The 14,873-nt window shown below is 63.5% G+C and carries 12 protein-coding genes; 7 read left to right on the forward strand and 5 right to left on the reverse strand.

The window, feature by feature from the left end:
* Nucleotides 1–134 precede the first annotated feature (134 nt).
* Together PVU19_RS08810 and PVU19_RS08815 are read right to left on the reverse strand one after the other, a co-directional pair.
* Nucleotides 135–941, reverse strand: a complete 807-nt coding sequence (locus PVU19_RS08810; RefSeq protein WP_050662455.1) for a ferritin-like domain-containing protein — start codon at nucleotides 939–941, stop codon at nucleotides 135–137.
* Nucleotides 942–961: 20 nt separating this feature from the next.
* The gene (locus tag PVU19_RS08815; RefSeq protein ID WP_050662435.1) at nucleotides 962–1,417 is read right to left on the reverse strand and encodes a peroxiredoxin; all 456 of its coding nucleotides are present in this window, start codon (nucleotides 1,415–1,417) and stop codon (nucleotides 962–964) included.
* A 108-nt stretch (nucleotides 1,418–1,525) separates the two neighbouring features.
* On the opposite strand from PVU19_RS08815, the gene PVU19_RS08820 reads away from it, so the two are divergent.
* The 7 genes from PVU19_RS08820 (at nucleotide 1,526) to uvrA (ending at nucleotide 13,130) form a co-directional block, all read left to right on the forward strand.
* Nucleotides 1,526–4,915: a YhdP family protein gene (locus PVU19_RS08820; RefSeq protein ID WP_050662434.1), complete on the forward strand. Its 3,390-nt coding sequence runs from the start codon at nucleotides 1,526–1,528 to the stop codon at nucleotides 4,913–4,915.
* Nucleotides 4,912–6,000 carry a tRNA preQ1(34) S-adenosylmethionine ribosyltransferase-isomerase QueA gene (gene queA, locus PVU19_RS08825; RefSeq protein ID WP_050662433.1) on the forward strand — a complete coding sequence of 363 codons (1,089 nt, stop codon included), beginning with the start codon at nucleotides 4,912–4,914 and terminating at the stop codon, nucleotides 5,998–6,000. Before PVU19_RS08820 ends, queA begins: the two co-directional genes overlap by 4 nt.
* A 67-nt stretch (nucleotides 6,001–6,067) precedes the next feature.
* On the forward strand, nucleotides 6,068–7,321 hold the full coding sequence (locus PVU19_RS08830; RefSeq protein WP_050662432.1) for an MFS transporter: 1,254 nt from the start codon (nucleotides 6,068–6,070) through the stop codon (nucleotides 7,319–7,321).
* Nucleotides 7,322–7,421: 100 nt separating this feature from the next.
* On the forward strand, nucleotides 7,422–8,000 hold the full coding sequence (locus PVU19_RS08835; protein ID WP_050662431.1) for a DUF924 family protein: 579 nt from the start codon (nucleotides 7,422–7,424) through the stop codon (nucleotides 7,998–8,000).
* Nucleotides 8,001–8,125: 125 nt separating this feature from the next.
* Entirely contained in the window at nucleotides 8,126–9,520 is a 1,395-nt protein-coding gene (lpdA, locus tag PVU19_RS08840) for a dihydrolipoyl dehydrogenase (protein WP_050662454.1), read from the forward strand.
* 96 nt (nucleotides 9,521–9,616) lie between these two features.
* Nucleotides 9,617–10,174: a class I SAM-dependent methyltransferase gene (locus PVU19_RS08845; protein WP_050662430.1), complete on the forward strand. Its 558-nt coding sequence runs from the start codon at nucleotides 9,617–9,619 to the stop codon at nucleotides 10,172–10,174.
* Between the two features lie 97 nt (nucleotides 10,175–10,271).
* On the forward strand, nucleotides 10,272–13,130 hold the full coding sequence (gene uvrA / locus PVU19_RS08850; protein ID WP_050662429.1) for an excinuclease ABC subunit UvrA: 2,859 nt from the start codon (nucleotides 10,272–10,274) through the stop codon (nucleotides 13,128–13,130).
* 217 nt (nucleotides 13,131–13,347) lie between these two features.
* On the opposite strand, the gene PVU19_RS08855 is transcribed toward uvrA, so the two are convergent.
* The 3 genes from PVU19_RS08855 to PVU19_RS08865 form a co-directional block, all read right to left on the reverse strand.
* Nucleotides 13,348–13,554, reverse strand: a complete 207-nt coding sequence (locus tag PVU19_RS08855; RefSeq protein WP_050662428.1) for a YgaP family membrane protein — start codon at nucleotides 13,552–13,554, stop codon at nucleotides 13,348–13,350.
* Between the two features lie 105 nt (nucleotides 13,555–13,659).
* Nucleotides 13,660–14,283, reverse strand: a complete 624-nt coding sequence (locus tag PVU19_RS08860) for a J domain-containing protein (RefSeq protein ID WP_050662427.1) — start codon at nucleotides 14,281–14,283, stop codon at nucleotides 13,660–13,662.
* Nucleotides 14,284–14,448: 165 nt separating this feature from the next.
* Nucleotides 14,449–14,775, reverse strand: a complete 327-nt coding sequence (locus PVU19_RS08865) for a DUF4177 domain-containing protein (RefSeq protein WP_050662426.1) — start codon at nucleotides 14,773–14,775, stop codon at nucleotides 14,449–14,451.
* Between the last annotated feature and the right edge of the window lie 98 nt (nucleotides 14,776–14,873).

Consider the following 14,873-nt stretch of genomic DNA (forward strand, 5'->3'; position numbering starts at 1 on the left):
GCTCGAAAGCGACGCCTTGGGCCACTGCTTAGCCAGTGGGCAAACCTTGGGCAAGAAATTTGACCAAATCAGGGGGGCATCTGGGCCGTTTCCTGCCAAGTTGGCGGAAAATCGCCTATATTCGGCGGCTTGTCTCAACCAGGCGTTGTGGCGCTCTCGGTCAAAGGCCAGTAGAAGTCGGGCGGTATCCCGGCCTCGGCGCGCTTTTCCTCGTTGAAGGGAGGCTTCAGCGCACCGTGGAAATAGCGCCGGACGAGATCGTGAAACACCGGCTTGGGATCGAGATCGTGGCGACCGCAGAGGAAATGGAACCACTTGGAGCCATAGGCGACGTGATGGACTTCTTCGGCATAGATCACCTGCATCGCCTCGACCGCACGGGTGGCGCCCGCGCGCTCGAAGATGGCGATCATGCCGGGGGTGACGTCGAGACCGCGCGCCTCGAGCACCATCGGCACCACGGCGAGGCGGCCCATCAGATCACCGGCGGTATCCTCGGCGGCGCGCCACATGCCCGCATGGGCGGGCAGGGCACCGTAATGGCTGCCCATCTCTTCGAGGCAATCGCAGATCAGGTTGAAGTGCTTGGATTCCTCATCCGCCGACTTGACCCAGTCATCATAGAATCCGATGGGCATCGGCGTGTCGGTGTACCGCGCGATGATGTCCCAGTGCAGGTCGACGGCGTTGAGCTCGATATGCGCCACCGCGTGCAACATGGCGATGCGCCCCTTGTCCGAGCCGGGGCGGCGTCGCGGCACGTCGCTCGGATCAAGCAATTCCGGCCGGTCGGGGCGCGCCGGTCGCTGTGGCGGGGCGGCATGGCCGAGGGGAATGTCGCGGCCCGCCGCGCCGCGCGCCGCGGCCCAAGAGGCAGCGTGCGTGCGCGACAGGGCGGTCTTGGTGCGGCCGTCCTTGGTGCTGAGCACCTCGACAGCCATCTCTGCAAGGGTCTTGGCGCTCACAATGTGCGCACCGCGTGGAGCACCTCTTCGGCATGACCGGGCACCTTCACCTTGCGCCATTCGCGCGCGATGCGACCCTCGCCGTCGATCAGGAAGGTCGAGCGATCGATGCCCATGAATTTCTTGCCATACATGCTCTTTTCCTTCCAGACGCCGAACGCCTCGCAGACCTCGCTTTCGGCATCCGACAAGAGCGGCACCGTCAGCCCGTGCTTGTCGCGGAATTTGTCGTGGCTGGCAACGCTGTCCTTGGAAATACCCATGACGACGGCACCTGCGGCCTCGAACTCGGCCTGAAGGCCGGAAAAGCCGACCGCCTCCTTGGTACAGCCCGAGGTATCATCGCGCGGATAGAAGAACAGCACCACGGCGCGCGGGCGCAGGCCGGAGAGGGTCACGCTGTCGCCGCCATCGCGCGGCAGGGTGAAATCGGGGGCGGAGGTGTCGGACATGAGCTTTCCCTTTGATGAAAAATTGTGAGTTCCATATTAGACCGCAACAGACGAGAATAAAGACATGAGGCAGAGACGGGACGCAGATAAGGTGCCCGACCGAACACTATGAGCGAAACAGAACGGCCAGAGGACAACACGCCGGGCACGGCGGAGACCCCCGTGCGCGGGCGCGAGGGGCGGCGTGGGCTGTTGCATCATCTTGGCCAGTTCTGTTTCGGCTGTTCGGTGCTGGTCCTCGTTCTGGTGCTGGCGCTGCTTGCGGTTCTGGCGGCGGGGGTCACGGCCCCGGGCTGGATCAGGGCCGACCTGAGCGACCGGATCAATCGTGGCCTGACCGGTTATGTGCTGACTTTCGAGGAACTTGGGCTGAGCCTTGGGCCGGACATGGTGCCGCGCATCGCCTTGCGAGAGGTGTCCTTTGACGACGAGAGCGGGCGGCGGCTGGCCGATCTGGCGGCGCTGGAGGTGTCGCTGTCGCGTGGCGCGCTGTTGCAGGGTCAGGTGCGTCCGTCGACCGTGCGGGCGGATGGCGGGCGGCTGGTGCTGCGCCGCCGCGCCTCGGGCGAGTTGTCGGTCGCGGTCGAGGGGACAGGTGATGCCCTGGAGGGGTCTGTCACCGAACAGATCGGCGCGGTTCTGGCGCAGCCGCAGCTGGCCTCGCTGCGCGAGGTCCTGGCGGAAAACCTGAGCCTGCGCTACGAGGATGCGCGCGCGGGCCGGGCGTGGTCCGCCGATGGCGGCGAATTGCGGCTGAGCCGCGAGGGCGATCAGGTCACGCTGCGCGGCAACGTGACGGTGCTGGGCGCGCGCGAATATGCCACCTCGATCGAGGTGAACTACACCACCGCGATCGGGGCCACGGCGGCGGATTTCGGCGTGCGCTTCGAGGACATGCCGGCCGGCGAGATCGCCGGGCAGTCGCCGGCGCTTGCCTGGCTTGCCGCACTCGATGCGCCGATCTCGGGGGCGCTGCGGGCGGCGGTCGATGGCGACGGGCGGCTTGGCCCGCTCAATGCAACGTTGCAGATCGAGGCTGGTGTGCTTCAGCCAAATCCGGCAACCTTGCCGATCCCGTTCGAGGCCGTGCGCAGCTATTTCACCTATGATCCTGCGACGCAGGAAATCCGCTTTACCGAATTGTCGGTCGATAGCAGCTGGGGCCGCGCGCGTGCCGAAGGCACGGCGCGACTGGTGGGGATGGAGGATGGCTGGCCCCGTGAATTGCAGGCGCAGATCGCGTTCGGGGAGATCGTGGCCGATCCGGCAGAGGTCTATCCCGAGCCGGTGTCCTTCGAGGGCGCGTCGCTGGATCTGCGTCTGCAACTGGAGCCTTTCGTGCTGTCCCTCGGGGCGTTTCGCCTGAATGATCAGGGCAAAACCTTGCGCCTGAGCGGTGAGGTGCGAGGCCAGAGCGACGGTTGGGCGTTGTCGCTGGAGGGGGCGATGGACGCCATCACGCCCGAGCGTTTGCTGGCGCTGTGGCCGGAGGCGGTCAAGCCCAAGACCCGTGACTGGATGGTCGAGAACATCCTCAAGGCCACGCTGAGCGATATTCAACTGGCGCTGCGCGCCGAGGCGGGGGCGCTGCCGGAGGTTTTCCTTGGCTTCGATTTCGAGGATCTGAGTGCGGTATATGTGCGCGACGTGCCGCCGATCGAGGGGGCCAAGGGCCATGCCTCGATCCATGACAACCGCTTTGTGGTGCATGCCGAGCGCGGCCATGTCACGGCGGCGCAGGGCGGGCGCATCGACATCTCGGGCACGACCTTTTCGATCCCGGACCTGCGCATCAAGCAAAGTCCCGCACAGGCGCATATGAAGACCGACAGCACGATCACCGCTGCGCTGTCGCTGCTCGATGCGCCGCCGTTCCGCTTTTTGACGAAGGCGGGGCAGCCGGTCTCGCTGGCCGATGGGCGCGCGCGATTGGACGGCGATCTCAACTTTCTGCTCAAGGATCAGCTGACGCCCGAGGAAGTCGCCTTCGAGGCGCAGGGTGTGTTGCGCGACGTGCGCTCGGAGACGCTGGTCGAGGGGCGCGTGCTGACGGCGAGTGTGCTGGAGGTCGAGGCCAGCAACGAGCGTATTCAGATCGGCGGGGAAGCGCGGATCGGTGCCGTGCCGCTTTCGGGGGACTGGAGCATGGCGCTCGGCCCGAACACGGGCGGCGAGAGCCGGGTGCGCGGGCAGATCGAACTGTCGGAACGGTTTGTCGATGAGTTCGAGATCGGATTGCCGCCCGGCAGCCTGTCAGGGGCCGGGTGGGCTGAGATCGAGATTGGCTTTGGCAAGGACAACCCGGGGCAATTCGCACTGACCTCGGACCTTGCGGGAATTGGCCTGCGCATCCCGCAGCTTGGCTGGTCGCTCAGTCAGGGCGGCACCGGGCGGCTGGATGTGACCGGGCAATTGGGCCGCCCCGGTCAGCCGCCCGGGATCGACGGGGTGAGCGTCTCTGCGGCAGGGTTGCGCGCGACGGGGTCGGTCACGATCAATCCGCAAGGCGGGTTGGAGCGGGCCAATTTCACCAGCGTCGAGATCGGCGATTGGCTGAATGCGCCGGTGTCGCTGATCGGGCGCGGGCCGGGGGCTGTGCCGCGGATCGAGGTGGCCGGCGGTCAGGTCGATCTGCGGCAGACCTCGCTCATGGGTGAAGGTGGTGGCGCGGGCGGCGGCGGTCCGGTCACCCTCCGGCTCGACCGGTTGCAGGTGTCGGACACGCTGGCCCTGACGCAGTTTCGCGGGGATCTGAACACGGCAGGCGGCACCAAGGGCAGTTTTACCGGGCAGCTCAACGGAATAACGCCGATCACCGGCGACGTGGTGCCGATGCAGGGGCGCAGCGCGTTTCGCATTCGCAGCGACGATGCCGGGCGGGTGCTGGCGGCGGCGGGGCTGCTCAAGCAGGCACGCGAGGGTACGATGGAACTGATCCTGACCCCCGCGCCCGAGCCTGGCAGTTATGATGGCGTTCTGGCGATCCAGCAATTGCGCGTCAGAGAGGCCCCCGCGCTCGCGGCGCTCTTGAACACGATCAGCGTCGTTGGCCTGTTGGAACAGTTCTCCGGTCAGGGCCTGCATTTCGGGAGCGTCGATGCGCGGTTCCGCCTGACGCCTACGCGGCTGACCCTGCTTGAGGGGAGCGCTGTCGGGGCGTCGGTGGGTATTTCGATGGACGGGTTCTACAATCTTGCGAGCAAGCGGATGGACATGCAGGGCGTGATCTCGCCGGTATATGTGCTGAATGCCATCGGCGAGGTCTTTACCCGCCCCGGCGAGGGGCTTATCGGGTTCAATTATACGCTCAAAGGGCCCGCCGCGAACCCGGATGTCGGGGTCAATCCTCTTTCTGCCCTGACGCCGGGTTTCCTGCGCGAGATGTTCCGCAGGCCTGCGCCGACGGTCGACGGCGGCGGTCCTCCTGCCACGTCGCGGCAATCGGGACAGGGTGAGTCCGAGAATCGAGCACCGATCTACGATAGAAATGACCGATGAAACTGACAGATTTCGACTTTGACCTGCCGCAGACGCTGATCGCTACACGGCCCGCGCGCCCGCGCCGGTCGGCGCGGCTATTGGTGGCGCAGGGGGAGGTCATCCATGATGCCCGCGTGACCGATCTGGGTCACTGGTTGCGGCCGGGGGACCGGCTGGTGCTTAACGATACCAAGGTGATCCCGGCTCGGCTGAGCGGCAGGCGGCATCGCCACGGCGCACCGGGCGAAGGTGCCGCGAAGATCGAGGTGACACTGCTGGAGCCGGGCGCGGACGGCACATGGTCTGCATTGATCAAGCCGCTCAGGAAGGTGCGCGAGGGCGAGGACATCGTGTTTTCCGATGCGCTCTCGGCGGTGCTCGTGGCCAAGGACGAGGGGCAGGGGCGGCTGCGCTTCAACCTAACGGGCGATGATTTCGACGCGGCGCTCGATGCCGCAGGCGCCATGCCGCTGCCGCCCTATATCGCCGCCAAGAGGCCGGCGGATGCACAGGATCGCGAGGATTATCAGACGGTCTGGGCGCGCAACGCGGGGGCAGTGGCCGCGCCAACGGCGTCGCTGCATTTCGACGAGGTCGTGCTGGACGATCTGCGCGCCCGGGGGGTGACCTTCACCCATGTGACGCTGCATGTGGGGGCGGGCACCTTTTTGCCGGTGAAGGTCGAGGACGTCACCAGCCACAAGATGCATGCCGAGTGGGGCGAGGTGAGCGCGCAGGCCGCTGCCGAGATCGCCGAAACGCGGGCAGCGGGCGGGCGGATCATCCCGGTCGGCACAACCGCCCTGCGCCTGATCGAGACGGCGGCGCGCGCCACTGGCGATATCGTACCGTGGCAGGGCGACACCGATATCTTCATCTATCCGGGGTTCGAGTTCCGCGTCACCGATGCGTTGATGACCAATTTCCACCTGCCCAAGTCGACGCTGATGATGCTGGTTTCGGCGCTTATGGGGCCGGATGAAATCCGGCGTATCTACGCGCATGCCGTGGCGCAGGGCTATCGCTTCTTTTCCTATGGTGATGCTTCGCTGTTGATACCGGCACCAAACCCTGACAGGCGAGATACGAGCGCGACAGATTGAGTCGCGATTGACGCAGACGCGCGCGTCCGGGCTTTGCGAGGCTGGGGTGGGTTGACGGAGAGACGTGATGTTTCAGGTATTGTCGGGGGCTTGGGCGCTGCTTTTGGGCATGATGCTGCTGCAAGTCGGCAATGGCATGCAGGGCACGCTTCTGGGTATTCGCGGCGCGCTTGAAGGGTTCTCGACCTTCGAGATGTCGGTCGTCATGTCGTCGTATTTCGTCGGCTTCCTGTTCGGATCGCGCATGGCCCCCGAGATGATCCGCCGGGTCGGACATGTGCGGGTCTTCGCGGCGCTCGGCTCGATGATCTCGGCGGTGCTGATCCTTTATCCGACCGTGACGGAGCCCTGGGCCTGGTCGATTGGCCGGGTGCTGATCGGATTTTGTTTCTCGGGCGTCTATGTCACGGCGGAAAGCTGGCTCAACAATTCGGCGACCAATGCGACGCGCGGCAAGGCGCTGTCGCTCTACATGATGGTGCAGATGGTCGGCATCGTTTCGGCGCAGGCGATCATGGTTCTGGCGGACCCGTCGGGCTATGTGCTTTTCGTGATCCCGTCGGTTCTCGTCTCGCTTGCCTTCGCGCCGATCCTGCTGTCGGTCAGCCCGACGCCCGCCTTTGGCACGACCAAGCCGCTGTCGCTGCGGCAGATCATGAAAATTTCGCCACTGGGCTGCGTCGGCATGCTGCTCACCGGGGGAGTGTTCGCGGCGCAATTCGGCATGGCGGCGGTCTACGGGGCCGAGGCGGGGCTGAGCGTGCCGCAGATCTCGGCATTTGTCGCTGCGTTCTACGTGGCGGCGGTGGTGGCGCAGTATCCGATTGGCTGGATGTCGGACCGGATGGACCGCCGCAAGCTGATTGCGGGCGTGTCGCTGATCACCGGGGGCGGCGCGCTTGTCGGCATGATGTTTGGCGACAACTACTGGTTTCTGATCTTGGCCGCAGTGCTGGTGGGGGGCACCTCGAATCCGATCTATTCGCTGCTGATCGCCTATACCAACGATTTTCTGGAGCATGACGACATGGCGGCTGCGGCAGGCGGCATGGTCTTTATCAACGGGCTTGGCGCGATTGCCGGGCCGCTGATCGTCGGCTGGATGATGGGTGTGATTGGGCCGGGGGGCTATTTTCTCTATATCGCGGTCCTGATGTTCGCGCTGGTGGGCTATGCGATCTACCGGATGACGCAGCGCGCCGCACCGTCAATGCAGCAGACCGATAGCTACCAGCCGGTTTCCCCGGAGTCGTCACCAATGGCCGTCGAATATGCGCAAGAAGTCGCCATCGAGAGCGCGCAGGACGAAAATCAGGGGTAATCCGGTGTTTATGTCCCTCTTGAAGTATTATTTTACTGTGAAAATACCGTTAACTCGCGTTAACGTCATCTTATTGTCATAGGGGAATGAGGAGAGTCCTATGGTTTCGCCCGAAGATGTTCTTGGGTTCTGGTTGGACGAGGTGGGTCCGCAAGGGTGGTACAAGGTGTCCGATACATTGGACGACACCGTGCGAAAGCGATTCCAAAGTGGTTGGGAAAACGCCCGCGCGGGGGCTTACAGCCTCTGGCTGACCTATCCTACCGGCACGCTGGCCTATGTCATCCTGACCGATCAGTTTCCGCGCAACATGTTCCGCAATGAGGCACGGGCCTTTGCCACCGACAAGGTGGCGCTTGCGGCGGCGAAGGTGGCGATCAACCGGGGCTGGGATCTCAAGATCGATGAACCGGCGCGACAGTTCTTCTACCTGCCTCTGATGCATTCCGAGAACCTGTGTGATCAGGAACGCTGCGTGCGGCTGATCTGCGAGCGGATGCCGGAGCACGGCCCCGAGAACATGACGCATGCGCGCGCGCATCGCGAAGTGATCCGCCAATTCGGACGCTTTCCCTATCGCAACGAGGCTTTGTCGCGTCCCTCCACCGCGCTGGAGCGTGCCTTCGAGGCCGAAGGCGGATATGGGGCCACGCTGCGTCAGGTCATGGCGGCAGCCTGAAGCCGATCTTTAAGCCAGACAAAACAGGTGTCTGCCGGGTGTTTGCGCAACCGGCGGGCTTTGGCGCGTTGTGGTCATTCCAAAAATAGTTTAATACCAAACTAAATTTGCAAGTGGAGGGCCATATGGCGTCGAACAGCTATGACATGATCGTGATCGGGGCAGGGCCGGGCGGCTATGTCGCCGCGATCCGGGGCGCGCAACTGGGCCTCAAGGTGGCCATCGTCGAGCGCGAGCATATGGGCGGCATCTGCCTCAACTGGGGCTGTATCCCCACCAAGGCGATGCTGCGGTCGTCGGAGGTGTTTCACCTGATGCACCGCGCCAAGGAATTCGGGCTGAGCGCCGAGGGGATCGGTTATGATCTTGACGCGGTCGTCAAACGCTCGCGCGGGGTGGCCAAGCAACTCAGCGGCGGCGTGGCGCATCTGATGAAGAAAAACAAGATCACCGTGGTGATGGGCGAGGCGACGCTGCCCGCCAAGGGCAAGGTGAGCGTCAAGACCGACAAGGGCACCGAGGAGCTGACCTCGAAAAACATCGTGCTTGCCACTGGCGCGCGGGCACGCGAATTGCCGGGGCTGGAGGCTGATGGTGAACGGGTCTGGACCTACAAGCACGCGCTGGTGCCGCCGCATATGCCCAAGAAATTGCTTGTCATCGGCTCGGGTGCCATCGGCATCGAATTCGCCAGCTTCTACAACACGCTTGGCGCCGATACGACCGTGGTCGAGGTGATGGACCGCATTCTGCCGGTCGAGGATGCCGAGATTTCCGCCTTCGCCAAGAAATCCTTTGAGAAGCAGAAGATGAAGATCAAGGTCAAGGCCATGGTCAAGAAGCTGGACCGCGCCAAGGACAAGGTGACCGCGCATATCGAGGTGGATGGCAAGGTCGAGAAGCACGAGTTCGACACGGTGATCTCCGCCGTCGGCATCGTCGCCAATACCGAAGGTCTGGGGCTGGAAAAGCTGGGCGCGAAGATCGAGAAATCTTTCGTCGTGACAGATGAATTCTGCCGCAGCGGGGTCGAGGGGCTTTTTGTGATCGGGGATGCCACCAACGGGCCGTGGCTGGCGCACAAAGCCAGCCATGAAGGCGTGATGGTGGCGGAGCTGATCGCGGGTGGGCATCCGCATGCGGTCGATCCCGACAGCATCGCGGGCTGCACCTATTGTCAGCCACAGGTCGCCAGTGTCGGTCTGACCGAGGCGCAGGCCAAGGAGAAGGGGCACAAGGTCAAGGTCGGTCGCTTCCCCTTTATCGGCAATGGCAAGGCCATCGCAATGGGCGAGGCCGAGGGCATGATCAAGACGGTGTTTGACGAAAAAACCGGCGAGCTGTTGGGCGCGCATATGATCGGGGCCGAGGTGACCGAGCTTATTCAGGGCTACGTGGTGGGACGTCAGTTGGAGACCACTGAAGAAGACCTGATGCAGGCGGTCTTCCCGCATCCGACGCTGAGCGAGATGATGCATGAAAGCGTGCTCGATGCCTATGACCGCGTGATCCATATCTGAGCGGAGCAGGGTTTCCGATGAGGGCAGGGGCGCGGGCCGAGGCTTGCGCCCTTTGTCTTTGCGGGGCAGAGTAAAAGCGTAAACAGGGGAACCCGCGTGGCCAGTCTCAACCGGATCGTGATGCAGCAGGTCTCGCGCCGTTGGCTGCGGGCGCTTGATGTCGAAGAGATGGACGCGGCGGAAATCTCCGGTAAATACGGCCATCGCTACCGTTTTCGCAGTTACACGCGCTTTCGCTATCCGAAATACGACATCTGCAACGGGCCCTATACCGGCGAGGGCGGCGCGGTGCTGCAATTCGACATCATCCTTGCCAATCAGGTCTGGGAACATCTGGATCGGCCCTATGCCGCCATCCGCCACGTGCGCGAGATGCTGCGGCCCGATGGCTGGTTCTGGCTGGCAGTGCCGTTCTACATTCCATATCACGGCGACCCGGTCGATTGTTCACGGTGGAGTGCGCGGGGGCTGAAGAACCTGCTGATCGAGGCCGGGTTTCACGAGGACCGGATCACCGCGCGGCAATGGGGCAACCGCGCCGCCGCCGCGCGCAACCTCGAAGCCGACTGGCCCCCGGCGCATGATCCCGACACCGACGATCTGACCAACGATCCGCAATTCCCGATCTGTACCTGGGCCCTGGCGCAGAAATAGGCGGCCACGGGCTGCGTTCCTGTAATGTTCGCAAAATTGACTTGGACCCGGGCCGCGTCTCTTCTATGTGTGGCAAGTGTAAATCCCGGGGGTCAGAATGGCCGATCTGAAGTATATCGAGGTGCGCGGCGCGCGCGAGCATAACCTCAAGAATATCGACGTGGACATTCCGCGCGACCAACTGGTTGTGATCACCGGGCTTTCCGGCTCGGGCAAGTCGTCGCTGGCGTTTGATACGATCTATGCCGAGGGGCAGCGGCGCTATGTCGAATCGCTCAGCGCCTATGCGCGGCAGTTCCTCGACATGATGGAAAAGCCGGATGTGGATCACATCAGCGGGCTGTCACCTGCGATTTCCATTGAGCAGAAGACGACGTCGAAGAACCCGCGCTCGACCGTCGGCACCGTGACCGAGATCTACGATTACATGCGGCTGCTGTTTGCTCGCGTTGGCACGCCCTATTCGCCTGCGACCGGCCTGCCCATCGAGGCGCAGCAGGTTCAGGACATGGTGGATCGCGTCATGGCGATGGAGGAGGGCATGCGCGCCTATCTGCTCGCCCCGATCGTGCGCGACCGCAAGGGAGAGTATCGCAAGGAATTCCTGGAACTGCGCAAATCCGGCTTTCAACGGGTCAAGGTGGATGGCGAGTTCTACGAGTTGGACGAGCCGCCCACGCTCGACAAGAAATTCCGCCACGATGTCGATGTTGTGGTCGACCGGCTGGTGGTGAAAGAGGGGCTGGAGACGCGATTGGCCGACAGCCTGCGCACCGCGCTCGATCTGGCCGATGGTATCGCCGTGCTGGAGACCGCCCCGCGTGAGGGTGAGCCGGAGCGGATGACGTTTTCCGAGAAATTCGCCTGCCCGGTCAGTGGCTTCACCATCCCCGAGATCGAGCCGCGGCTGTTTTCGTTCAACGCGCCCTTCGGGGCCTGCCCGGAGTGCGGCGGGCTGGGGATGGAGTTGTTCTTCGATGAAAAACTGGTCGTGCCGGACGAGGCGTTGCGCATCGGCGACGGGGCCATCGCACCCTGGCGCAAGGGCAAGAGCCCCTATTTCACCCAGACCATCAACGCCATCGCCAAGCATTACGAGTTCGACAAGGCGACCCCTTGGAAGGATCTGCCCGCCCATGTGAAACAGGTGTTTCTCTATGGCTCTGGCGAGGAGGAAATCCCGTTTCGCTATGACGAGGGGGGCCGCGTCTATCAGGTCAGCCGCGTGTTCGAGGGGGTGATCCCGAACATGGAGCGGCGCTATCGCGAGACCGATTCGAACTGGATTCGCGAGGAATTCGAACGCTATCAGAACAACCGCCCCTGCGGCGCCTGCGGTGGGTACCGGCTGCGCGAGGAAGCTTTGGCGGTGCGCATTGCCGGTGTGCATGTCGGTCAGGTGGTGCAGATGTCGATCCGCGAGGCCTATGACTGGTGCGAGACGGTGCCGGAGCATCTTGGCAAGCAGAAGAACGAGATCGCCCGCGCCATCCTCAAGGAAATTCGCGAGCGGCTTGGCTTTCTCAACAATGTGGGCCTCGATTACCTGACGCTCAGCCGAAACGCCGGCACGCTGTCTGGCGGTGAGAGCCAGCGAATCCGGCTGGCAAGCCAGATCGGGTCGGGCCTGACGGGTGTGCTCTACGTGCTCGACGAGCCCTCCATCGGGCTACATCAGCGTGATAACGGGCGGCTCTTGCAGACGCTGCGCAACCTGCGCGATCAGGGCAACACGGTGATCGTGGTCGAACATGACGAAGAGGCGATCCGCACCGCCGATTACGTCTTTGACATCGGCCCGGGGGCCGGTGTGCATGGCGGTCAGGTGGTCAGCCACGGCACGCCCGATCATGTCGCCGCCGACCCCGCGTCGATCACCGGGCAGTACCTGTCGGGCACGCGCGAGATTGCCGTGCCCCCCAAGCGGCGCAAGGGCAACAAGAAGAAACTGACCGTGGTCAAGGCGACGGGCAACAACTTGCAAGACGTCACCGCCGAGTTTCCGCTAGGCAAATTCGTCTGCGTGACGGGCGTGTCGGGCGGGGGCAAGTCGACGCTCACCATCGAGACGCTGTTCAAGACCGCCTCGATGCGTTTGAACGGCGCGCGGCAGGTGCCTGCGCCCTGCGAGACGATCAAGGGGCTGGAACACCTCGACAAGGTGATCGACATCGACCAACGCCCCATCGGGCGCACGCCGCGCAGTAACCCGGCGACCTATACTGGGGCCTTCACGCCTATCCGAGACTGGTTTGCCGGGCTGCCCGAGGCCAAGGCGCGCGGCTACAAGCCGGGGCGATTCAGCTTCAACGTCAAGGGCGGGCGCTGCGAGGCGTGCCAGGGCGATGGGGTGATCAAGATCGAGATGCATTTCCTGCCCGACGTTTATGTCGAATGCGAGACCTGCAAGGGCGCGCGTTACAACCGAGAGACGCTTGAAATTCGCTTCAAGGGCAAGAGCATAGCGGACGTTCTGGATATGACGGTGGAAGAGGCGCAGGAGTTCTTCAAGGCGGTGCCCTCGATCCGCGAGAAGATGGATGCGCTGATGCGCGTGGGCCTTGGCTATATCAAGGTGGGCCAGCAGGCGACGACGCTTTCGGGTGGTGAGGCGCAGCGGGTGAAGCTGTCAAAGGAACTCGCCAAACGCTCGACCGGGCGCACGCTCTACATCCTCGACGAGCCGACGACGGGCCTGCATTTCGAGGATGTGAAGAAGCTGTTGGAAGTCTTGCACGAGTTGGTGGAGGCCGGGAATACCGTGGTGGTGATCGAGCATAATCTCGACGTCATCAAGACCGCCGATCATATCATCGACATCGGCCCCGAGGGCGGCGACGGCGGTGGCGAGATCGTTGCCGTGGGCACACCCGAGGCGGTGGCGGATGAGCCGCGCAGCCATACCGGGCGTTACCTCAAGGACATGCTGAACGCCCGCAAGGTGGCGGCGGAATAGAGGGGCGCTTGCCGTGATCGTCCGGCGTGACCGGATGACTCCGCCGAACGTGGAGATCCTCGGGTCAAGCCCGAGGATGACGGGACAATGCCACGATCTTGTCGAATGAGATGATGCGCGCGCCCCGGCCAGCCCCGGATGAATCCGTGAGTAATGATGGCCCGCCGGGACGCGACTTTGGAGTTTGACCAGTGATGGCGCACTCCGTCTCTATTGTTTACTGTTTCTTTAGGGGGCAGGTCGAGAGCCCGAAGATCGAATAGAGCGGGCAGGACGACATCAGGCCTGTAACCAGCGGAATGATGCCGATCAGGTAGAGCCAGCTATAGGCCCCGTCGCGGTTGAGAAAGAACCCGGCCAGCAGGCCAAGCCCGAGGATGATGCGCAGCGCGCGATCGAGCGTGCCGACGTTTTTCTTGAGCATGAGAGCACCTTTTGAATGAGGGCTACGGGTCATTCCCGCAGCGACCTGTTGATCATGCGCGTTGGTGTCTCTGGTGTCTGTGATCTGGTCACACAGGCGGTGCCGCTACTTGAAATTGCGGCTTTCCTTGATCTGGTCCCAGGCCCAGACGACCTGTTGCAACTGCTCTTCCTGGCTGCGGTCGCCGCCGTTGATGTCGGGGTGCAGCACCTTGATCAGAGACTTGTAGGCCTTGCGCAGTTCGGCCTTGGTCCAGGTGTCCTCGGCCTCGAGTATCTCGATGGCGCGCCGCTCTGTGGGAGGCAGCTTGCGCCCGCCGCCCTTCCTCTTGCCGGGGTTTTGCGTGGCGTTGCCGCCCAGCACCTGATGCGGGTCCTCGATGCCCAGCCGTGCCCAAGCCCGCGCCTCGGGGTCGTTGAAGCGCTTGGTTTCGCGCTCCCAAACTTTGTCCTTGGACATCTGCGCATTCAGTTCCGCCTCGGTGGTGCCGTCGAAGAAGTTCCACTTGAGGTTATATTCGCGCACGTGCTGCTGGCAGAACCAGAAATAGTCGTCAAGCACGTCCGGCGCCTTGGGTGCGCGATACTTGCCGGGTTCGTTGCAGCCGTCATGGTCGCAGACGCGGGTCGAGGTTTCGGATGCACCCGACATGCCACGCCGACCACGCGGGTTCTTCTTCTTGGCCGAAGAGACCGACATATCGAAACCGAAAGGATCTGATTTGGACATCGAGCACACCTTTGAGAGTCAGGACGCAGAGTGTATGCCAAAACGCGTCGAATTGAAGGGGGCAGCGCAAAATTTTCCGAGAGCGCGGCGCTTTTTCGCGGGCGACCGGTGTGGGCCGGTCACGGATGCCATGTGTGCCCGGGACCTGCCGGCGCCCTGCCTTGATCAATCGCGATCTGGTAATGGGGACAGGCTCTGTGCGAGCGGCTCTGCGGTCACGGCCTCTTGTGACACCGGCGGTTCAGGGGCGCGGCGCACGCTGACCTCGCGCTGAAAGACCAGCACCGAGCGGTAAACGGTGTGCGTCGAGGTCAGGCCCTGACGTTCCTCGCTTGGCAGGATATCGCTGCGCAGATAGGTCCAGCCATCGCGGGCCATCTCGTTCAGCGTGTCTTCGAGCCCTAGGGCAAAGCGGGCTTCGGGGGTCTTGACCCCGGCAGCCTTGCGGCCACGGGTCGGGGCCGGCAGGACCTTGTATTCGAATTGCGACATGGACGGCTCCGATCAGTTCACGGTCGCTGATCCTACGCGATCAGCCGGGCGGTGCAAGCGGGCAAAATGAAACCCCCGGACCGATGGCCGGGGGTCGC

The organism is Roseovarius tolerans, assembly GCF_028885395.1.
Lineage (GTDB): Bacteria > Pseudomonadota > Alphaproteobacteria > Rhodobacterales > Rhodobacteraceae > Roseovarius > Roseovarius tolerans.